This window comes from Actinomadura sp. WMMB 499 (assembly GCF_008824145.1).
Taxonomy (GTDB): Bacteria; Actinomycetota; Actinomycetes; order Streptosporangiales; family Streptosporangiaceae; genus Spirillospora.
This window is the reverse complement of sequence record NZ_CP044407.1, coordinates 2,211,998-2,231,945: the sequence shown is the minus strand read 5'-3', so window position 1 is coordinate 2,231,945 and position 19,948 is coordinate 2,211,998. Positions and strand designations below refer to the sequence as shown.

21 protein-coding genes are annotated in these 19,948 nt (G+C 71.5%); 8 read left to right on the top strand and 13 right to left on the bottom strand.

Annotated elements, in window-relative coordinates; genetic code table 11:
- From F7P10_RS09790 to F7P10_RS09775, 4 genes are all read left to right on the top strand, one after another.
- Positions 1-882 (top strand): branched-chain amino acid ABC transporter permease, encoded by an 882-nt coding sequence (locus tag F7P10_RS09790; RefSeq protein ID WP_151009057.1) that lies wholly within the window; start codon positions 1-3, stop codon positions 880-882.
- Positions 883-899: 17 nt separating this feature from the next.
- Positions 900-1,925 (top strand): branched-chain amino acid ABC transporter permease, encoded by a 1,026-nt coding sequence (locus F7P10_RS09785; protein WP_151009056.1) that lies wholly within the window; start codon positions 900-902, stop codon positions 1,923-1,925.
- Positions 1,926-1,929: 4 nt separating this feature from the next.
- Entirely contained in the window at positions 1,930-3,210 is a 1,281-nt protein-coding gene (locus F7P10_RS09780; RefSeq protein WP_151009055.1) for an ABC transporter substrate-binding protein, read from the top strand.
- A 266-nt stretch (positions 3,211-3,476) separates the two neighbouring features.
- The gene (locus F7P10_RS09775) at positions 3,477-4,709 is read left to right on the top strand and encodes a hypothetical protein (RefSeq protein ID WP_151009054.1); all 1,233 of its coding nucleotides are present in this window, start codon (positions 3,477-3,479) and stop codon (positions 4,707-4,709) included.
- Positions 4,710-4,892: 183 nt separating this feature from the next.
- Here the strand turns inward: F7P10_RS09775 and F7P10_RS43225 are convergent, their stop codons facing one another.
- The 9 genes from F7P10_RS43225 to F7P10_RS09730 all read right to left on the bottom strand — a co-directional run bounded on the left by F7P10_RS43225 (position 4,893) and on the right by F7P10_RS09730 (position 12,186).
- The gene (locus F7P10_RS43225; protein ID WP_218040447.1) at positions 4,893-6,389 is read right to left on the bottom strand and encodes a serine/threonine-protein kinase; all 1,497 of its coding nucleotides are present in this window, start codon (positions 6,387-6,389) and stop codon (positions 4,893-4,895) included.
- A gap of 244 nt (positions 6,390-6,633) precedes the next feature.
- Positions 6,634-7,365, bottom strand: a complete 732-nt coding sequence (locus F7P10_RS09765) for a TetR/AcrR family transcriptional regulator (RefSeq protein WP_151009052.1) — start codon at positions 7,363-7,365, stop codon at positions 6,634-6,636.
- A gap of 235 nt (positions 7,366-7,600) precedes the next feature.
- On the bottom strand, positions 7,601-8,035 hold the full coding sequence (locus tag F7P10_RS09760) for a hypothetical protein (protein WP_151009051.1): 435 nt from the start codon (positions 8,033-8,035) through the stop codon (positions 7,601-7,603).
- 121 nt (positions 8,036-8,156) lie between these two features.
- Entirely contained in the window at positions 8,157-9,122 is a 966-nt protein-coding gene (locus F7P10_RS09755) for a helix-turn-helix domain-containing protein (protein ID WP_151009050.1), read from the bottom strand.
- Between the two features lie 141 nt (positions 9,123-9,263).
- Positions 9,264-9,653: a hypothetical protein gene (locus F7P10_RS09750; protein ID WP_151009049.1), complete on the bottom strand. Its 390-nt coding sequence runs from the start codon at positions 9,651-9,653 to the stop codon at positions 9,264-9,266.
- Between the two features lie 165 nt (positions 9,654-9,818).
- Entirely contained in the window at positions 9,819-10,106 is a 288-nt protein-coding gene (locus F7P10_RS09745) for a cytochrome C oxidase subunit IV family protein (RefSeq protein WP_151009048.1), read from the bottom strand.
- 3 nt (positions 10,107-10,109) lie between these two features.
- Positions 10,110-10,679 (bottom strand): cytochrome c oxidase subunit 3, encoded by a 570-nt coding sequence (locus tag F7P10_RS09740; protein ID WP_151009047.1) that lies wholly within the window; start codon positions 10,677-10,679, stop codon positions 10,110-10,112.
- A complete protein-coding gene (locus F7P10_RS09735) occupies positions 10,676-11,455 on the bottom strand; it encodes a hypothetical protein (protein ID WP_151009046.1) in 780 nt (259 codons plus the stop codon). The genes F7P10_RS09740 and F7P10_RS09735 overlap by 4 nt, the downstream gene beginning before the upstream one ends.
- Positions 11,452-12,186, bottom strand: a complete 735-nt coding sequence (locus tag F7P10_RS09730; RefSeq protein WP_151009045.1) for a hypothetical protein — start codon at positions 12,184-12,186, stop codon at positions 11,452-11,454. The genes F7P10_RS09735 and F7P10_RS09730 overlap by 4 nt, the downstream gene beginning before the upstream one ends.
- A gap of 124 nt (positions 12,187-12,310) precedes the next feature.
- Here F7P10_RS09730 and F7P10_RS09725 point away from each other — a divergent pair, with 124 nt between their 5' ends.
- Positions 12,311-12,943: a TetR/AcrR family transcriptional regulator gene (locus tag F7P10_RS09725; RefSeq protein WP_176611381.1), complete on the top strand. Its 633-nt coding sequence runs from the start codon at positions 12,311-12,313 to the stop codon at positions 12,941-12,943.
- Between the two features lie 13 nt (positions 12,944-12,956).
- Here the strand turns inward: F7P10_RS09725 and F7P10_RS09720 are convergent, their stop codons facing one another.
- The gene (locus tag F7P10_RS09720; RefSeq protein ID WP_151009043.1) at positions 12,957-13,511 is read right to left on the bottom strand and encodes a TetR/AcrR family transcriptional regulator; all 555 of its coding nucleotides are present in this window, start codon (positions 13,509-13,511) and stop codon (positions 12,957-12,959) included.
- Positions 13,512-13,533: 22 nt separating this feature from the next.
- Positions 13,534-14,688: an acyl-CoA dehydrogenase family protein gene (locus F7P10_RS09715; protein WP_151009042.1), complete on the bottom strand. Its 1,155-nt coding sequence runs from the start codon at positions 14,686-14,688 to the stop codon at positions 13,534-13,536.
- Positions 14,689-14,829: 141 nt separating this feature from the next.
- Between F7P10_RS09715 and araB the strand changes: the two genes are divergently transcribed.
- Genes araB through araA form a run of 3 tightly spaced genes read left to right on the top strand, consistent with a single transcriptional unit; the run spans position 14,830 to position 18,568 of the window.
- Positions 14,830-16,452: a ribulokinase gene (gene araB / locus F7P10_RS09710; RefSeq protein WP_254716746.1), complete on the top strand. Its 1,623-nt coding sequence runs from the start codon at positions 14,830-14,832 to the stop codon at positions 16,450-16,452.
- Complete coding sequence (locus F7P10_RS09705) at positions 16,449-17,114, top strand: L-ribulose-5-phosphate 4-epimerase (RefSeq protein ID WP_254716519.1); 666 nt, start codon at positions 16,449-16,451, stop codon at positions 17,112-17,114. Before araB ends, F7P10_RS09705 begins: the two co-directional genes overlap by 4 nt.
- Positions 17,111-18,568 carry an L-arabinose isomerase gene (araA, locus tag F7P10_RS09700; RefSeq protein ID WP_151009040.1) on the top strand — a complete coding sequence of 486 codons (1,458 nt, stop codon included), beginning with the start codon at positions 17,111-17,113 and terminating at the stop codon, positions 18,566-18,568. Before F7P10_RS09705 ends, araA begins: the two co-directional genes overlap by 4 nt.
- A gap of 77 nt (positions 18,569-18,645) precedes the next feature.
- Here the strand turns inward: araA and F7P10_RS09695 are convergent, their stop codons facing one another.
- Both F7P10_RS09695 and F7P10_RS09690 read right to left on the bottom strand, forming a co-directional pair.
- Complete coding sequence (locus F7P10_RS09695) at positions 18,646-19,158, bottom strand: NADPH-dependent FMN reductase (RefSeq protein ID WP_151009039.1); 513 nt, start codon at positions 19,156-19,158, stop codon at positions 18,646-18,648.
- A gap of 256 nt (positions 19,159-19,414) precedes the next feature.
- Positions 19,415-19,864: a rhodanese-like domain-containing protein gene (locus tag F7P10_RS09690; RefSeq protein ID WP_254716518.1), complete on the bottom strand. Its 450-nt coding sequence runs from the start codon at positions 19,862-19,864 to the stop codon at positions 19,415-19,417.
- Positions 19,865-19,948: the final 84 nt, after the last annotated feature.

Sequence of the window (19,948 nt, the reverse complement as noted above, 5' to 3'; positions counted from 1 at the left end):
ATGGCCGACTTCCTGCAGCAGTGCGTGGCCGGGCTGAGCGCCGGGGCCATCTACGCGAGCCTCGCGCTCGCGCTCGTCCTGATCTACCAGTTCACCGGAATCGTGAACTTCGCGCAGGGCGAGCTGGCGATGTTCGCGACGTACATCGCCTGGACGTTCATCGACGCCGGGCTCCCGTTCTGGCTCGCGCTGATCCTCACCCTCGCGATCTCGTTCGCGGGCGGGATGCTGATCGAACGGGTGATCATCCGGCCGGTGGAGGGCGCCCCCGAGCTGACGATCGTGATCGTCACCGTGGGCCTGTTCATCTTCGTCAACGCCGCCGCCGGGTGGATCTGGACCTTCCTGATCAAGGACTTCCCGAACCCCTTCCCGGACGGCGCGCTGAGCGCCGGCGGCGTCAGCGTCGGGTACGGGACGCTCGGCATCCTCGGCGTCGTCGCCGGGGTGATGGGGCTGCTCTACCTGCTGTTCCGGCACACCAAGATCGGGCTCGGGATGCGCGCGGTCGCGACGAACCCGGAGTCGGCGCGGCTGGTCGGCATCCGGGTCGGGTGGACGCTCGCGCTCGGCTGGGGGCTCGCCGCGATGGTCGGCGCCGTGTCGGGCGTCCTGGTCGCGCCGCTGCTGTTCCTGGAGCCGAACATGATGGGCGGCGTCCTGATCTACGCGTTCGCGGCGGCCACCCTCGGCGGCTTCGACAGCCCGCTCGGCGCGGTCGTCGGCGGCCTGATCGTCGGCCTGGCCGAGACCCTCGCGGGCGCCTACGTCGACGCGATCGGCTCCGACCTGAAGATCGGCGTGCCGCTGGCGATCATCCTCGCCGTCCTGCTGCTGCGCCCGCAGGGCCTGTTCGGACGACCGGCGGTGGAGCGCGCATGAACCGGACGGAAAGCGACATGAGCGAGACGAAGACGGCAGAGGTCCGAGCCGAGTCGACGGCCCGCGACCGTGTGACGGCGTTCGCCGTGCGGCACTGGCGCCCGATCCTGCTCGGCGTCCTGCTGCTGGTGGCGCTGCGGGCGCCGTTCGAGCTGGTCCCGTTCCGGGTGTTCCAGCTGACGATGGTGATGGTGTACGCGGTCGCGCTGGTCGGGCTGAACCTGCTGGTCGGCCACGGCGGGCAGATCTCCCTCGGGCACGGCGCGTTCTTCGCCGTCGGCGCCTACGGGACGGCCGCGATGATGTTCCACTGGGACGTCCCCTACCTGCTGACGTTCCCGCTCGCGGCGGCGCTGACGTTCGCGATCGGGCTCGCGCTCGGGGTGCCCGCCACCCGGCTGCGCGGCCTCTACCTGGCGCTCGTCACGCTGGCCATCGCGATCTTCCTGGTGCCGCTGCTGAAGCGGTTCGAGTCGGTGACCGGCGGGTCGATGGGGCTGACGCTGGAGAAGCCCGCGCCGCCGTCCTGGACCGGCCTCGCCCCCGACCAGTGGCTGTACCTCCTCGCCCTGGCCGGGACGGTCCTGGCGTTCGCCGTCGCCGGGTTCCTGCTGCGCTCCCGCGTGGGACGGGCGCTGCACTCGGTCCGCGACAACGAGACGGCCGCCGAGGTCATGGGCGTGAAACCGGCGTCCTACAAGCGGCTCGCGTTCGCCTGGAGCGCGATGTTCGCGGGCGCCGCGGGCTGCCTCTACACGTGGACGATCGGGTTCGTCTCGCCCGACTCGTTCACCGTCAACGTGTCGATCACGCTGCTGGCCGCGATCGTCGTCGGCGGCCTCGGCTCGACCGCGGGACCGCTGCTCGGCGGGCTGTTCATGATGTTCGTGCCGAGCCTCTCCCAGGACATCAACGACGCGGCGCCGGGGGTCATCTTCGGCCTGCTGATCATCGCGGTGATGTACGTGGCCCCGACCGGCCTGGCCGGGCTGCCGGCCCGCATCGCGCCGTGGACGACCGACAAGATCCTCCGGAAGAGGTGACGCAATGCGTCGAACGACGAGAACGACGGCGATGTCGGCGGCCGTGCTGCTGCTGGCGTCCGCCGCGGCCTGCGGCGGCCGGGACGAGGGCGGCGGCGGGAGCACCGCCGAAGGGCAGTGCGAGGGCCAGCAGACCACCGGGATCACCGACGACTCGATCAAGCTCGGCGGCATCTACCCGCTGTCGGGCCCGGCCTCCGCGTACGGCGACATCCCCAAGGGGATCAAGGCGTACTTCGACTACATCAACGCCGAGAAGGACGGCATCGACGGCCGCAAGGTCGAGTTCATCGTCCGCGACGACGGCTACCAGCCGCCGAAGGCCGTCGAGGAGGCGCGCCGGCTCGTCGAGCAGGAGCAGGTGTTCGCGCTGTTCCAGACCCTCGGCACCCCGTCCACCAGCGCGACCTGGGACTACGCGAACCAGCGGAAGGTGCCGCAGGTCTTCGTGGCCACCGGCGCCTCGAAGTGGGGCATCGACGACAAGCACCCGTGGACGATCGGCTGGCAGCCGAACTACATCTCCGAGGCCCGCGTGTACGCGCAGTTCCTCAAGCAGGACAAGCCGAACGCGAAGGTGGCCGTCCTGTTCCAGAACGACGACTTCGGCGAGGACCTCCTCGGCGGCTTCAAGCAGGCCATCGAGGGCAGCGGCATCACGATCGTCCAGGAGGAGAGCTACGAGGTCTCCGACCCGAGCGTCGAGCCGCAGATGCGCGACCTCGCGGGCTCGGGCGCGGACGTCTTCCTCAACATCACGACGCCGAAGTTCGGCTCGCAGGCCCTCGCCGCCGACGCGAAGATCACCGACTGGAACCCGCTGCACATCGTCGCCAACGTCGCCGCGTCGGTCACCGTCCTCAAGCCCGTCGGGTTCGACAACGTCCAGGGCGTCGTGTCCTCGACGTACTACAAGGACCCGAACGACCCGCAGTGGGCGAACGACCCGGAGATGAAGCTCTACCAGGCGAAGATGAAGCAGTACGTGCCGGGCGCGGACCCGTCCGTCCCGTACCACGCGTTCGGCTGGGCCGTCGCGAGCAGCTTCCACAAGACGATGCAGGCCGCCGAGTGCAAGACCCGCGAGGGCCTGCGCGACTCGGTGCGCAACCTGCAGAACGTCGAGGTCCCGATGCTGCTGCCCGGCGTGCCGATGCAGACCGGCGAGGGCGACGGCTTCCCCATCGAGTCCATGCAGATGATGCGGTTCGAGGGCGAGCGCTGGCAGCTGTTCGGCGACGTCATCGACACCCGCAAGACCTTCGGCCCCGTCGAGCACCCCTGACCCCGCACCCCTGACCCCGCACCCCGCGGGCCCGGCCGCCCCCGCCCGGCGGCCGGGCCCCCGCGTACCAGGCGTCCGGAGGAAAGGGGATGGCGGGGCGCAGAACGAGCCGTTATGATCTTCGTGTTCCAGTCGAAAGTCTGTTCGAGGTCCCTCACGGGTCGGCCCAGTTCCCGGCGAAAAGAACTCCCCGCTCTTTGCTGCTCATCGTGGTCGGGCCAAGGCAGAGCGCGAGAGAAGAGCGTGGAGTGAGTTCGGTAAGAGCTTTGCCGACGGCCGTGTTCGCGGCCGTCCTCATGATTATCGGTGTCGCCCTTCCGGTGAACGCCGAGGCGACGGCACCCGGCTGCCGCCCGCAGATCGCGGACGTGGTGCTGCCTGCGGAGAAGGTGCGTTCCGGCGCCGAGGCCACCGGCACGGTCCGCTTGGACTGCGCCTGGCATCGGCCCGCCAGGATCGTCCTCGCATCGGCGGACGCCTCCTGGGCGAGCGTGCCGCCGCGCCTCGTCGTCCCGGCGGGGGAGACCGAAGCCTCCTTCCCCATCCAGACGCACCAGCCGGACTACATTTACGGAGAGTTCAACGTCGCCATCACGGCGTCGCTGCACGGGCATGAGGTCAGCAGGCCGCTGGGGCTCCTGCCGGGACTGAAATTCCTCGTCATCTCGCCGCTCATCAGCGGCGACTATGTCTCGGTCAACATCGGGTTGAACGGCACCGCTCCCCCGGGCGGGTTGACGATCGACATGAAGAGTGACCATGAGGCACTCCGGGTATCGCCGATCACCATTCCGAGCGGCGCACTCGGAGTAGCCGGAAGGCACGGGGAGTCGGTCCGCATCCCGCAGGACGCGGAGGTCACGGTCACGGCCAGCCTGCCGGGGCAGAGCCTCAGCACCGTCGTCACCCTGAAGGCATGGAGGTACGACGCGGACTGGAGCCTCACCGGCCCGACCACCGCGCGCGGTGGGGGCGGCGTCGGCCTGACCCTCGAGTTGCCGGAGCCCATCCCGCACGACGGAGTGGAGGTCACCTTCACCTCGGACGACGAGGGTGTCAGCGTCCCTTCTCCGCGCGTGCTTTACGAAGGCACGAGCGGATCGGTCAGCGTGCGTCCGTTCCTCCGCAATGACCTCAACGGGCCCGTCACCGTCACCGCGGAGATGGAGGGAGTCGGAGCGCGCAGCCACACCTTCCGGGTCCTGCCCGGCCTGAAGACCATCGAGTTTCCCTGGCCGCTCTACGCCGATCAGACGTTCGAAGGGAAGCTGCACCTGGGAACCGTGACGGACGAGGCGGTCACGGTCGCGCTGACCAGCGACGACGCGGCGCTGCAGGTGCCCGCGGAGGTGACCGTCCCGGCGGGGGCCTCCTCGGTCGCCTTCACCGGTACGACGGTCGGTCCCGTCCCCATCTGGGGCGAGAGCGCCACGGTGACCGCGATGCTCGATGGGACGCGCATCACTCGGGACGTCTACGTCGACCCTCCGCCGCAGTAGGCATGACCTTGGAGCCGGTGCCCGTGTCCGTCTTGACGGACGCGGGCACCGGCTCCCGGCGGGCTCCTGCTGTTTTCGCGCGCTGGACGCCTACTCCGCCGCCGGGCGCGCCCCGGATGACGCACGCGGCGTCCCCGACCTGGCGGGGGTACCCGCCCGGGGGAACCAGTGGCGCGCCGGAGGTCAGGCGTTGCCGCCCCACAGGCGTCCCGCATACCGGGCGAGGGTCATCTCGATCTCTTTACGGGAGCCCTTGAGCCGATGTACGGGCACGACCATGATCCAGCCGGTCTTCCGCTCCAGATAGCCCAGCGGTGTCCGTGGGCCCCGAGGCGACGGCAGAGGGGTTCCGGGCTGGGGGAACACGCAGACCGCCCACCCGACGCGCTCCGCGCGCCGGACCACCACCCGACCGACCTCGTGCCAGTGGTAGAGAACCTGGCGGCCGCCGTGCTCGAGTTCGATGCCGCCCGCGCCCACCCGCAGTTCGCACGGTTTCACCAGCGCGCTGACATCCGGCGCTATCGCCCCCACCGAGGTGCGGACCAGCCAGATCGAGACCACTACGAGCACGGCGGCGACGAGCGCGAATCTCGTGCCGCCCTCTCCACCCGCCGATACCGCCACAGTGGTCACCGACAGGATTCCGAGAACGATGCCCAGGACGGCACGACCGGCATGTCCTACGAGGGCGAGGGCCGCGGGCGCGATGCTGGCCTTGAACTGGACGGACGTGACGGACCGGTCGTGAGCGGGCCACGGAGCCGGTTGCTCCCGGCCGTCCTCGAACGGACGCGTCCCGGTGATCGGCTGCGGAGGTGTGGGGGGACCGGTGACGGGATACCGGGTCAGCATGTCCTGCACGGGCCGGGGAAGCCAGTCGCCGGTCTCGCTGGCCGAGGACATCGTCCGCAGCAGGGCGGCGGGCTCCGGCCGATCCGCGGGATCCCTGGCGAGGCAGCCGTCGATGACGCCGCGCAACGGGGCGGGCAGGCCGTCCAGCACGGGGGACTTGTGCACCACGCGGTAGGTCAGGGCCTCCACCGGCCCTTCGCCGAACGGCCGGACGCCGAGGGCGTGGGCGAGGACGGCACCGAGGGCGAACACGTCGCACGCGGCGGTGACCGACCCCTCGGAGATCAGCTCGGGCGCCATGAAGCCGGGCGTGCCCGCGCGGACCGTGATCCCGGAGGCGTCGACCGCCCGGGCGATGCCGAAATCGATGACGCGCGGGCCGTCGGGGGCGAGCAGGATGTTGGAGGGCTTCAGATCCCGGTGGACGACGCCGACGCTGTGAATGGCCTCCAGGGCTTCCGCCAGCCCGGCCCCGAGCGCGAGGACCGACGCCGGCGGCAACGGGCCGTGCTCGGCGACCACGGCGGCGAGTGACGGCCCGGGCACGTATGCCGTGACCAGCCACGGGGTCTCCGCGTCGGGATCGGCGTCCACCACGGGGGCGGTATGGAATCCGCCGACCTGGCGTGCCGCCTCCACCTCGCGTTTGAAGCGCCGCCGGAACTCGGCGTCGGTGGCGAAACCCGGATGGACCACCTTCACCGCGACCGGCCGCCCGCCCGGGGACCAGCCGAGGAACACCTGCCCCATTCCGCCCGCGCCCAGCCGGGCCGAGAGCGTGTACCGGCCGATCGTCCGGGGATCCTCAGGTCGCAACGCGTCCACGCCAGTCCCATCTTCCGTTGTCCCGCTTTCGCAGCGAGCCGCGGACCACCTCCCGACCGGACAGAATTCCGCTTTCCGCGGAGTCCCGGCCGCCGGGTGCGCCCGCATGGAGAACAACCGCGATTAGAACACACATCTAATGATGAGGACAGCCGTCTTTCCCTGGCGGGTTCGGACAGCCGGTGGACCGCGGGCGGGAGAGCGCGAATCCGAAGGCGGTCGGCGGGCGCACCGCATCACCGCTCTAGTCGGCCGTTCGCCCTCGGAGACTGTGCTCGAGCCCGTCCATCAGCCGCTCCAGGACGTAGCGGTAGTAGCCGTCTCGGGCGGCCATGACGGCTTCGGGCGAACCGGTGAACTGAGCCATGACGTCGCGCACGATGAGGGAGACTCCCGCACTCGGGCCGGCGGAGTCGGAAAGGTCGCGCATCAGCGCGGTGTAGTCGCGGGCCGCCTCGTCCTCGTGCTGGAGGCGGTCGTCGACCGCGGCGATGGTCATCAGCGCGGTGTTGAAGAGGGCGGTGTACGCGGGCACGGTGTCCCTCGCGAAACCCGCCTGCTGGAGGGAGGCGACTCCGGCGTCGACGACCGGGGCCATGCTGGGGAACACGGGCCCGTGCAACAGCAACCACTTGGCCGTCCCCGGGTAACGCGCCAGTTCAGCACGGGCCGGGTAGAGAGCAGCGCGAAACCATTCTCGCCACGGCATCACCGTGGTCGGGAAATCCACGGTGGAGAGCACTCGTTCGACGACGTGACGCCTGAGCTTTTCCTTGCCGCCGACATGGTGATAGAGCACCGACGGGGCGACTTCGAGGTCCTGCGCGAGGTCACGTAGCGTCCATCCCGCGATCCCCCTCCCCTGGGAGAGTTCGACCGCGGCGTCGATGATCGCGTTCGGAGTGAGCCCGAGGTGGTACCGACCGCGGGGTGTTCTTCCGATGCGCGCCTCCGTCCTGTTCGCAGCCGGCCCCATTCCCGCGCGTGGCTGCGGCCCCGACTTCGGCGTCCGACGATACCAACCACGAAAATAGGCCCCCGCGACTTACGGGCTGTACCCCCAAGGGCATCAAGGCGTACTTCGACTTCGTCAACGCCGAGAAGGACGGCATCGACACCCGCACGACCTTCGGCCCCGTCGAGCACCCCTGACCCCGAACCCCCGTAGGCCCGGCCGCCCCCGCCCGGCGGCCGGGCACCGCCGGCCCGCCTCAGCAGCGGTACGGGTTGATCTCCCACCTCTCGAAGCTCCTGCCGAGGTCGGGGCGCGGCGCCTGCCCGGTCAGGACGTCGTCGTAGTACCTCCATCTGCCGCTGGAGTCGGTGGTCCTGACCACTGCGCAGAACCCGTTGCCGATGTAGTAGCCGTCCGCGAAGGGCCAGCCGAAGCCGGCGGCGCAGTCCGTGCGCTGGCCGACCGGGAGAACCCTGTCGTAGGGGCCCTCGGCGTAGCTGTTCCCGTAGCCCTCCCACTCGAAGATCACTCCGAGGCCGACGTCGCCCTGGTTGCTGATGTAGCTGGTCCCGGGCGCGCACGCGCTGGCGCTCGAGGACGAATCGCCGGGTGCTGCGCTCGCGCCGACGCCGAACGGGAGTGAGGCGGCCACCGGCACCGCCAGGATCGTCAGCCTTCTCCGGTATTTCATCAGGACTCCTTCGTGGATACCCCGGCCTTCAGGCCGGGGAGGAAACGAAACCCCTGCGGAGCAGGACAGGTAAAGGTGATCGTGCTCCGGGACGGACACCTCGAGCGCGGACCCGGATGTCTCAGCGCCGGTGGCGGAACTGGCGAGGGGACAGGCCGTAGGCGGCCCGGAACGCCTGGCTGAAGTGGGCCGGGCTGGCGAAACCCCAGCGGGCCGCGATGGCGCCGATCGGGGTGGTGGTGAGCAGCGGGTCCCCAAGGTCGCGCCGGCACTGCTCCAGGCGGCGTTCGCGGATCCACCCGGCGACCGTGCGTTGCTCGGCCCGGAACAGCTGGTGCAGGTAGCTCACCGAGATGTGGTTGGCGGCGGCGATCGTGCCCGGGGTCAGCTGCGGATCGCCCAGGTTCGCCCGGATGAAGGCGTGGATCTGGGCGAGCAGCGCGCGCCGTCGGCCGCCCGGCGGCACCGAACTCCGGGCGTCCAGCGCGTCGGCGAGCGCGGCCGTCAGGACGTCGAGGGTCAGGGCGGACACCCGCATCACCTCGTCCGCGCCGAACTCCTCGAGGCGCCGGGCCAGCTCCAGCAGATACTGGGAGGCCAGTGCGCCGATGCCCCGGTCGCCCCGGATGCGGACCGCGCTCAATTCCCGCAGGCCCCTTTCGGGCAGGGGCAGCATCGAGCGCGGGAACTGCAGCGAGAGCAACTGGCCGCCCGCTGGGTCCCGCGATCCGAACGTGGTCTGGTAGGGGCGTGAGCTGTCCCGGAGCATCAGGTCCCCGGTACGTAGATCGGCGTGCCGATCGGCCTGCTCCCCGGTGGCCCGACCGCGAACGGCGCACGTCACGAAAAAGGTCTCGGGGTCCGACCGGCGGATCAGACGGGGCGTGCGCCGGACCGTCAGCGACGGCGCGGTCAGCAGCGTCGCCTGAACGGAATCGAGTCCGCCGAGGGCGACATGAGCCTGGAATCCGCCCTCCAGCCGCGGTTCGCAGCGCGCGTCCAGCGGCATCCACATCTTCGAGCTCATCTCACGCCAGAAGGCGAACCGCTCTTTCGCCGGAATATCGGCGAAGCTGACCACGTCCATGACCCACCAAGGTTCTGACGCCGCGTGAGTGAAAGCAGCATTACCCGGACGGACTCGCCGACGCAACCCCGCACCGCCCCCGGGCGGCGGAGCCTCGAACTACAAGGCCCCGCCGCCCGCGGCGCCGGCGTCGGCCGCGCGTCAGATGGTGACGCAGGGAAGGCCCACCGAGTGCCACTGCCCGCCGTAGCGGGACCAGCCCTCGGCGCACACCTGCCCGTCTCCCTGCCCGGACCAGCGCTGCGTGTCGTGGCCCGCAGGCCAGTAGCCGTTCGGCGAGGACCGGCGCGAGAGGCCGGGCCCCCAGACGTCGAGATGCCCGTCCTGGACGCTCGAATGGTCGAACTCCGCCCAGACCTGATAACCCGAGCCGGTGTAGGCGGTGTAGACGCAGACATTGTTGTTGCAGCCCGACGGCCCGTTCGCGTCGGCCGCTCCGGTGGGCGCGGCCTGCGCCGTCCCGGCCGAGGACAGCGCGACCGCAGCCGCGGCGGACGTGACGAGGCCCAACGCCATTCGGCGGTTTCGCATGGACTTCTCCCTTTCGAATTGCTTCCTTCGCCAAAAGGATGCAACCCGGGCCGGGATCTGTCCTTTCATCTCAGTGCACGCTTCTTTAGTTCCGCTGCACGATGCGGGCCCGTCCGGAATCGCTCGTTCTGCCGGGCCGGTCGCGGGGCCGGCTCGTGGGTCGTTCTAGACCAGGTACGTGATGAACAAGGTGAGCCACAGGACGGCGAGCCAGGCGTCGGTGGCGAGCCGGAGCCATCGGGGCGCGTGCCGGACCTCCATGAAGTAGCGGATGATCAGGCGGCATTTGATGAGGGCGAGGACGACGACGGCGGCGACGAGCTCGTTGCCGAGGGTCGTGTCGGTCTGGGATTCGCCGGGGGACAGGAGCCAGGCGAGGACGGTCGCGGCCGACAGCGCCGCCCAGGCGGCGAGGATCGCCCGCCTGTCGCGCCGTAGTTCTTGAGCGGTCACGGGTCACCCCATCAGGTAGAGGAGCGCGAAGATCACGACCCAGAGCAGGTCGATCATGTGCCAGAGCAGGACGCTCTGCTCGACGATCGTGGGGCGCCGCCGGCCGGACGCGCGCAGCTCGCGGACCCCGATGCCGAGGACGAGAAGACCGAGCAGTACGTGGACGAGGTGAACACCGGTCAGGACGTAGTAGAAGCTGAAGAACTCGTCCTCGATCGTGTGGCCCTCGCCAATCTTTGCGTACCACTCGTAGACCTTGATCACGGTGAACAGGGCGCCGCACGCGCCGGCCGCCAGGAGCAGCCCGCGGGCCTTCCGCCACGCATCCTCGCGGACGGCGAGCACGGCGAGAGCGGCGAACAGGGAGCTGGTGAGCAGGACGACGGTGTTGGCGACGCCGATGCCGACGTTCAGGTGCCGCTGGGCGGCGGCGAACTCCTCGGCGGACAGGGCACGGAACACCATGTAGGTGACGAAGTAGCAGCCGAAGAAGAACAGGTCGCCGAGGATCATCACCCACATGTCGACGTCGCCGGGCAGGCGCCGCCGTGCCGGTGGGGGTGCGGTCGTCATCGCGTGCCCTCCGGTTCGTAGAGGGCGGGGGTGTCCGCGGTTTCGCGGGCGGCCGCGCCGCGCAGGAGGGCCAGGAGGCAGACGATCCACAGGCCGAAGATGACGATCGCGATGTAGAGGGTGATCATGCCGTTCCACGCGAAGGCGCCGGAGTGGTACAGCCACATCTGGCTGGCCAGCAGTTCGGTGACGATCTGCCAGACCGTGACGTAGGCGAACCACTTCGGGAAGATGCGGTTCCTGTCGTAGAAGATGGCGATGGCCATGACGGTGTACGCGGCGGTGAAGCAGCCCAGGGACCCGTTGTAGGACAGCATGCCCAGGTCGTAGAGCAGGTAGAGGAGATCGGGGGAGCGGTCGGGGCGGAAGGTCGCGGTGAGCCAGCACACCAGGAGGAGCTGGAACCCGGGGACGGCGCCCACGCCCATGGCGGCGATGTAGGCGTAGGCGAGCATCTTGCCCGAGGACATGCGCATCATGAAGTAGCCGATGATGCCGTTGGAGATCGCGGCGCCTCCGGCGATCAGCAGCAGGAAGACGAAGCCGACCTGGATGCCCGTTTCGTGCTTGTCGAACCAGGCGGCGGCCTGCAGCGCGGTGACGTCCGGGCGGGGCGGGGGCGTGGCCCGTCCGAGGAGGCAGATCCCGACCGTCAGGGCGGTGTAGAAGATGGAGAACGCCCAGTAGACGCCCCAGACCTCGCGCTTGCCCGCGCGTGCCGGGTTCGTGGGCTCCCCGGCGTCCTCGTGCTCGGGGGCGGTGGCGGTGTCCGTCATGTCGCCTCCTGCTCCGCTTGGCGGCGCAGGGCTGTGCGCAGGACGAAGAACATCACCACGGCGAAGAGCGCGAAGGCGCCGTTGCGCAGCCAGAACGACACCAGCCCGTCCCAGGCCAGCGGGCCGTCGCGCACCACCGCCGCGCCCGCCGAGGGCGCCATGGCCAGCGCGGTCAGCAGCGCGTAGTGCCCCACCCAGCGTGGCAGGACGGGCGCGCCGCGGTCGTCGGCGTAGACGGCCAGGGCCAGCAGGACGAACTGGGCGACCAGCATGCCGATCGGTGCGATGAAGACGATCCACGCCAGGTCGTTGAGCAGTAGGAGCAGCTCGTCGTCCCGGTCGGGTCGGAAGGCGGCGACGGCGAAGAAGATGTTCGACAGCGCGAACAGTGTCGCCCCGGCGACGACGGCGGTCAGGTAGGAGAAGGCGTAGATGTGGCTCTCGCTGCGCATCCGCTGCATCTGCACCATGATCAGCACGAAGAACGGGACGATCAGGATGCCGAACAGGTTGAAGCCGACCTGGCCGAACCTGATCAGCGCGGTGTTGTCCCGGTAGAACGCCCCGACCTCGGCGGCGCTCATGTCCGGCGACATGGGCGGCCGGAAGCCGGGGAAAGCGACGAAGAGCACCAGCAGGACGAGTGCGAGCACGGGCGCGGACCACAGGATCACCTGCTGGGCCCGGAGGGCCGAGAAGGCCGACTCCTCTTTCGCAGTGAGGGCCTGCATACCTTCCTCTTCTCTCCAGTGTGGAAAGCAAGTTCTCCTCACGTGCGAGGAAGCTTGCCGCAACTGGAGCATGCATGACTTCCTGACTATGGTCAATGATGCCGATGCGGTAAGATCCCCTGCCATGGCTCGAGTTCCCCACGGTGCAAAGGATGACCCTGGTCAGGAAAGGGCGGTTCCGGTCCGTGCGCGTTCTCAGGCGAGCCGGGACGCGATCGTCCAGGCGGCGCTGGCCCTGTGGCGCACCAAGGGGTACGCCGCGACCACCGTCACCGACATCTGCAAGGCCGCCGGCGTCTCGAAGGCGCTGTTCTACGTCTACTTCGCCCGCCGGGAAGACGTGCTCATGGAGATCGAGATCTTCACCATGCGCGACGCCCACCTCGCGGCGCGGGACGTCGCGGCGCGCCCCTACGAACTCGTCGATCTGATCCGCGCCGTCATCGACGTGCTGGAGCGGGGCATGCGCCGCTACCCGCCGGAACTCGTCTTCGAAACCGTGATCGAGACCTACCGCATCGAGCAGCGCGCCGAGGGCGCCGCCGACCTGGCCTTCCTCTTCCGCGAACCCTTCGAGCTGGCGCGCCGGGACGGCAAGCTCCCGCCGGACGCCGACGTCGAGCGCAGCGCACGGATCGCCCAGATCATGGTCGGGGACGGCATCCGATCGTGGACCGCCGGCCGGTGCGAGCAGCCGCTGACCGAGAACCTCGCCCGGGAGATCGCCCTGCTGATCGGCGGGGTCCCGCCGCGCTGAACCCGGCCCGTCCTCAGCGGTCGAGCCGGGCGAGGAGGACGTCGAGCATCTGCTCGTCGTGGTCGGCGCGGGCGGCGTCGTCCTGGGGAGCGGGCACCAGGTAGCCGCCGACCCACGCGCGCAGCATCAGCAGAGCCCGCAGGCGCGCGTCGTCCGCGCCGAAGCCGAGATCGCGCAGGCAGGACGAGATGTGGCCGAGCAGGGCGCGGTCGGCGTGCCGGACGGCCTGCTGGGCCGCCGGTTCGCTGCGCGCCCACAGCCGCATCGCGCGGTCGATCGGCGCGATCTCGCGGCCGAGCGCCTGGATGCGGCGGAGCCGCTCGCGCGGGTCGGGGGTGCTGCCGAGCGCGAGCCCGAGCATCTCGTCCGTCCGCTCGTGCGCCCACCGGTCGAGCAGGGCCCGCACCAGCTCGGTGCGGTCCTTGAACTGCCAGTAGAAGCTGCCCTTCGTCACGCCGAGCCGGGACGCGAGCGCGTTGATCGTCACCCCGCGCTCCCCGGTGTTCGCCAGCTCCCGGTACGCGGCCTCGATCCAGTCCCGCCTGGACGCCTTGGTGCGGGCCGTCATCACGCTCCCCCGATCGTTCGTCTCACACGAGGTTGACCGGGCCGGGGTCGATGCCGAGCTCGATCTTTCCGTAGAGCGCGTACGACGCGTCCGGGTCGAACACCACGTGCCCGGAGATCGTATTCACATCCCGCTGCGCCCGCTGGAACGGCGAGCCGGTGAACTGGGCGCTCGCCCCCGCGGCCCCGCACAGGTCGTTGACGACGCGGCGGGCGGTCGCGGCGACGTGCGCGGCGGCCAGCCGGGCGGACGCGCGGCGGTGCAGGTCCACGGCGTCCGGGCCGGACGCGTCGCGCAGCGTGCTCTCCAGGAGGAGGCGGGCGGCGCGCAGGTCGGCGGTCGCGGCGGCCAGCCGGATCTGCCCGCTCATCAGGTCGCGCTGCCGCTCGCCCGTGTACGCCATGACCCGGCCGCGCATCCGCTCGCCGAAACGGGCCAGCACGCCCTCGGCCGCCCCGAGGACGGGCGCCGCGCCGGTCAGCGCGAACACCGGCACCAGCGGCGTCCGGTACACCGCGCCCGGATTGACGCGCGCGCCGGGGGAGCGGCCCTCGGCCAGCTCGGCGAGGGGGACGGACCGGTGCGCGGGCACGAACGCGCCCGCGACCTCGATGTCGTTGCTCCCGGTGCCGCGCATGCCGCTGGTGTGCCACACGTCGTGGACGGTGACGTCCGCGCGGGGGAGCAGGAACAGGCGGGGTTCGATGGTGCCGTCGACGGTGACGAGCGCCATGACCATCACGTGGTCGGCGTGCATCACCCCGCTGCCCCAGGACCAGCGGCCGGTGACGGTGTGGCCGCCGTCGACGGGCTCGGCGGTGCCGCTCGGCGCGAGGGTGCAGGGGATCAGGGCGTACGGGCGGTCGGCCCACACCTCCGCCTGGGTCTCCTCGGGGAACAGCGCGACCATCCAGTTGTGCAGCGTGTAGATGGTCGACAGCCAGCCGGTGGACGCGCACGCCGCGCCGGCCTCGCGGCACGCGGCGGCCATCGTCGCGAAGCCGAGTCCGGCGCCGCCGAACCGCTCCGGGACGAGCGAGGCGAACAGGCCGGTCGCGGCCAGGTCGGCGATCGTCTCGTCGGGCAGCCGCCGCGCCTCCTCGGCGGCGGGGGCCCGGTCCGCGAGCGCGGGCGCCAGGTCGCGGACGCGGGCGACGACTTCATCTCCATACCCCATGGTACGGAACCATACCCATAGGTATGGAAGGTGTCCATGCCCGGTCGGGGCTCTTGACGGCGGCGCATGTTACCGGTCACAGTGGCACCCGGCGGACCGGCCGCGACCCTGGAAGGGGATGGTGTGAGCGCTGACCGATACGTGGTGGGGGTGGACTTCGGCACCCTGTCCGGACGGGCCGTCGTGGTCCGGGTCGCGGACGGCGCCGAGCTGGGGAGCGCGGTCCACGCCTACGCCCACGGCGTGCTCGAGGAACGGCTGCCGGACGGCACCCGGCTCCCGCCCGACTGGGCGCTGCAGTCGCCCGAGGACTGGCGCGACGTCCTGCGGCACGCGGTGCCCGCGGCCGTCGCGGACGCGGGCGTGGACGCGGCGGACGTCATCGGCATCGGCACCGACTTCACCGCCTGCACCGTGCTGCCGGCGACCGCGGACGGGACGCCGCTGTGCGAGCTCCACCCGGACCGGCCGCACGCCTGGCCCAAGCTGTGGAAGCACCACGCCGCCCAGCCGCACGCCGACCGGATCAACGCGCTCGCCGCAGAGCGGGGCGAGAGTTGGCTCGCGCGGTACGGCGGAAAGATCTCCTCCGAGTGGGAATGGGCCAAGGGCCTGCAGCTCCTCGAAGAGGACCCCGAGACGTACGCGGCCGCCGAACGCTGGATCGAGGCCGCGGACTGGATCGTCTGGCAGCTCACCGGCACCGAGAGCCGCAACGTCTGCACGGCCGGGTACAAGGGCATCCACCAGGACGGCGCGTACCCGTCCGAGGAGTTCGCCGCCGCGCTGAACCCGGACTTCGCCGGATTCACCCGCAAGCTCGGGCACGACCTCGCGCCGCTCGGCGGGCGGGCCGGACGGCTGGCGGCGCGGGCGGCGGCGTGGACCGGGCTCCCCGAGGGGGTCGCCGTCGCGGTCGGCAACGTGGACGCGCACGTCACGGCCGCCGCCGCGGACGCCGTCCGGCCCGGCCGGATGGTCGCCATCATGGGCACCTCGACCTGCCACGTCATGGCGTCCGACCGGCTCGCCGAGGTGCCGGGCATGTGCGGCGTGGTGCGCGACGGGATCGTCCCCGGACTGTGGGGGTACGAGGCGGGCCAGTCCGGCGTCGGCGACATCTTCGGATGGTTCGCCGAGACGTCGGTGCCCGCGGCGTACGCGCGCGAGGCGGACGCCCGGGGCATGAGCGCGCACGAGTACCTGACGTCGCTCGCCGAACGGCAGAAGGTCGGCGAGCACGGGCTCGTCGCGCTCGACTGGCACAACGGCAACCGCTCGGTGCTCGTCGACCACGACCTCTCCGGGGTGATCGCGGGCCAGACGCTCGCGACCCGCCCGGAGGACGTCTACCGGGCGCTGATCGAGGCGACGGCGTTCGGCGCCCGCGTGATCGTCGAGACGTTCGAGGCGTCCGGGGTGCCGGTCGAGGAGTTCGTCGTCGCGGGCGGGCTGCTCGGCAACCGGTTCCTCATGCAGGTGTACGCGGACGTGCTGCGGCGCCCCCTGTCGGCGATCGGCTCCGGGCAGGGCCCCGCGCTCGGCGCCGCGGTCCACGCGGCCGTCGCCGCCGGCGCCCACCCCGACATCACCGCCGCCGCGGCCGCCATGGGCAAGCGGATCCCGGACGCGTTCGTCCCCGACCCCGCCCGCGCCGACGCCTACGACCGGCTGTACGCCGAGTACCGCCGGCTGCACGACCACTTCGCGGACGGCGCCGTCCTGCACCGCCTCCGCGCGATCAGGAACGAGGCCGCCCGGTGAGAGAACTCGAGGACCTGCGGGAATCCGTCTGCCGCCTGCACGCCGAACTCGTCCGCAACGGGCTGGTGGCGTGGACGGCGGGCAACGTGTCGGGACGGCTGCCGGGCGGCGACCGGTTCGCCATCAAGCCGAGCGGGGTGTCCTACGACGACCTGACGCCCGAGACGATCGTCGTGTGCGACCTCGACGGGAACCGGGTCGCGGGCGAGCTGTCGCCGTCGAGCGACACCGCCGCGCACGCGTACGTGTACCGGCACATGCCGGACGTGAACGGGGTCGTGCACACGCACTCGACGTACGCGTCGGCGTGGGCGGCGCGCGCGGAGCCGATCCCGTGCGTGCTGACGGCGATGGCCGACGAGTTCGGCGGCGAGATCCCGGTGGGGCCGTTCGCGCTGATCGGCGGCGAGGACATCGGCCGCGGCGTCGTCGAGACCCTGTCCGGGCACCGGTCGAAGGCCGTGCTGATGCGCAACCACGGGGTGTTCGCGGTCGGGGACTCCCCGAAGGCGGCGGTGAAGGCGGCGGTGATGTGCGAGGACGTCGCCCGCACCGTGCACGTGTCCCGGCAGCTCGGCGAGCCGCTGCCGATCGCGCGGGCCGACGTCGACAGCCTCTACGACCGCTACCAGAACGTCTACGGGCAGAGGAGTTCGCGATGACGGCATGGTTCCTGACCGGCAGCCAGGGCCTGTACGGCGCGGACACGCTGCGGCAGGTCGCCGAGCAGTCCCGGAAGATCGCGGAGGGGCTGCCGGTCGACGTCGAGTGGAAGCCGGTGCTCACCGACGCGGCGTCCATCCGCCGGATCATGCTGGAGGCGAACGCGGACGACGCGTGCACCGGCGTGATCGCGTGGATGCACACGTTCTCCCCGGCGAAGATGTGGATCGCGGGCCTGGACGCGCTGCGCAAGCCGCTGCTGCACCTGCACACGCAGGCGAACGTGGAGCTGCCGTGGAGCTCCATCGACATGGACTTCATGAACCTCAACCAGGCCGCGCACGGCGACCGCGAGTTCGCGCACGTCCAGACCCGGCTCGGCGTGCCCCGCAAGACCGTCGCCGGGCACGTGACCGACCCGTCCGTCGCGTCCCGGATCGAGGCGTGGGCGCGGGCCGCCGCCGGGGCCGCCGCGCTGCGCTCGATGCGGCTCGCCCGGTTCGGCGACAACATGCGGGACGTCGCGGTGACCGAGGGCGACAAGGTCGAGGCGCAGCTCCGCTTCGGCGTCTCGGTCAACACCTACGCCGTGAACGACCTGGTGGCGGCGGTGGACGCGACCGCCGACGCCGACGTGTCGGCGCTGGTCGCCGAGTACGCCGACGCCTACGACCTCGCCCCCGAGCTGCGCGCGGACGGCGACCGGCACGCGTCCCTCCGCTACGCCGCCCGCATCGAGCTGGGGCTGCGCGCGTTCCTCACCGACGGCGGCTTCACCGCCTTCACCACCAACTTCGAGGACCTCGGCGGCCTGCGCCAGCTCCCGGGCCTGGCCGTCCAGCGGCTGATGGCGGACGGCTACGGGTTCGGCGGCGAGGGCGACTGGAAGACGTCCGCGCTGCTGCGGGCGCTCAAGACGATGGCGCCCGGCGGCACCTCGTTCATGGAGGACTACACCTACAACCTGGTGCCCGGCGAGCAGCTCATCCTCGGCGCCCACATGCTGGAGGTGTGCCCCTCGATCGCCGCGGGCACCCCGTCCTGCGAGATCCACCCGCTGGGCATCGGGGGCCGCGAGGACCCCGTCCGGCTGGTGTTCGACGCCGAACCCGGCCCCGGGATCGTCGTGGGCCTGGCCGACCTCGGCGACCGGTTCCGGCTGGTCGCGAACGAGATCGACGTCGTCGTCCCGCCACCGCTGCCGAACCTGCCGGTGGCGCGGGCCGTGTGGCGCCCGCGGCCCGACCTGGCGACGTCCACCGAGTCCTGGCTGGCCGCCGGAGGCCCGCACCACACCGTCCTGTCCACGGCGATCGGCGCCGAGGAGCTGACGGACCTGGCGGAGATGCTCGGCGTCGAGCTCGTCACGATCGACGCGGCCACCACCACGGCCGGACTCGCCAAGGAGCTGCGCTGGAACCAGGCCTACCACCGCCTGGCCCAGGGCTTCTGACGGATGCGCGGGTGCGGGGATGAGTATCCGTACTCATCCCCGCGGGAGGCGCCGGACCGACCATTGACGCATACGGACTAGACGTGCGGGCGCGCCGGCGGGTTCAGCTGCCGTTCCAGCCGCGCCGCCCACGCGGCCGCGAGCTCGTCGATCCGGGGGAGGTCGGCCTCCGCGACGGCCAGCCCGGGGGTGACCACGGTGGCGCCCAGCTCCACCAGGAGCGGGCGCAGGTGCACCTCCACGGCCAGCGCGTGGGCGGGGGAGCCCACGACCATGAGGGGCAGGGCGACGACCCGCGCCAGGGCGCCGGTGTCGATCCGGTCGAGGAACGCCTTCAGCAGGCCCGTGTAGGTCGCCTTGTACGTCGGGCTCGCCACGACCAGCAGGTCGGACTCGGTGACCCGCCGCACCGCCTCGGCGACCGCCGGGTCGGAGCCGGGGAAGAGCAGGGGCGCGAGGTCGGCCAGCTCGATGACGTGCGGTTCGGTCTCGGCGCCGGCGACCCGCGCCGCGGCGCGCGCGGCGGCGACGGCCGCGCGCGACGTGCGGGAGGCGGGGCGCGGGTTGCCGACCAGGACGGTGGTGGACATGGCGTGCTCGATCCTTCCGAGACGTACCGGACGGCGGGCGGCGCCGCGGGTGCCGCGCGATCCGCCGCACGCCGCCCCATGGTAGGGCGGCGACTCCCGCCGGTTCGTGCGCGGGGTCGCGGTCGGAGAGCGGCGGGTCCGGCCCGTGCGCCGCGCCGTGGCCGGGCCGGACCCGCATCCCGGGGGGACCGCTCGGACCGCCTGCTCGGTCCGGCTCTCTAGCGGGGTCGCCCCGGAGCGGAGACGCGCCGTCCGGTCAGGACGAGCACGGGACGGGCGCGGCGGGACCGCCGGGACCGGCGGAACCGGCGGACGCGGGCAGCCCGGCCGCACGCCAGGCGCGGAACCCGCCGACCACGTCGGTCGCGCCGGTCAGGCCGAGATCCTGCAGGGACGCGGCGGCCAGGCTGGAGGTGTAGCCCTCCGAGCAGAGGACGATCACCCGGACGTCGTGGCCGGTGGCCTCGGGGACGCGCGCGTCGCTCGCCGGGTCGAGCCGCCACTCCAGGACGTTGCGCTCGATCACCAGCGCGCCCGGCACGCTCCCCTCCGCGGCCCGCTGCGCCGCGGGCCGGATGTCGACCAGCAGCGCGCCCTGCCGCCACGCGTCGTGGGCCGGTCCGGGGTCGAGCCGCCGCAGCCGGGCCCGCGCCGCGGCGAGGACGTCGTCGATCGTCCGGGGCTTTCCCGGCGTCCGGGTCACCACTGGCCGGCCTCCTCGGTGGATGGCGCGAATCTCCTATTTAGTCAATCGGAATAGTTCTATAGTCCGGGGAGCTCGGGCGGATAG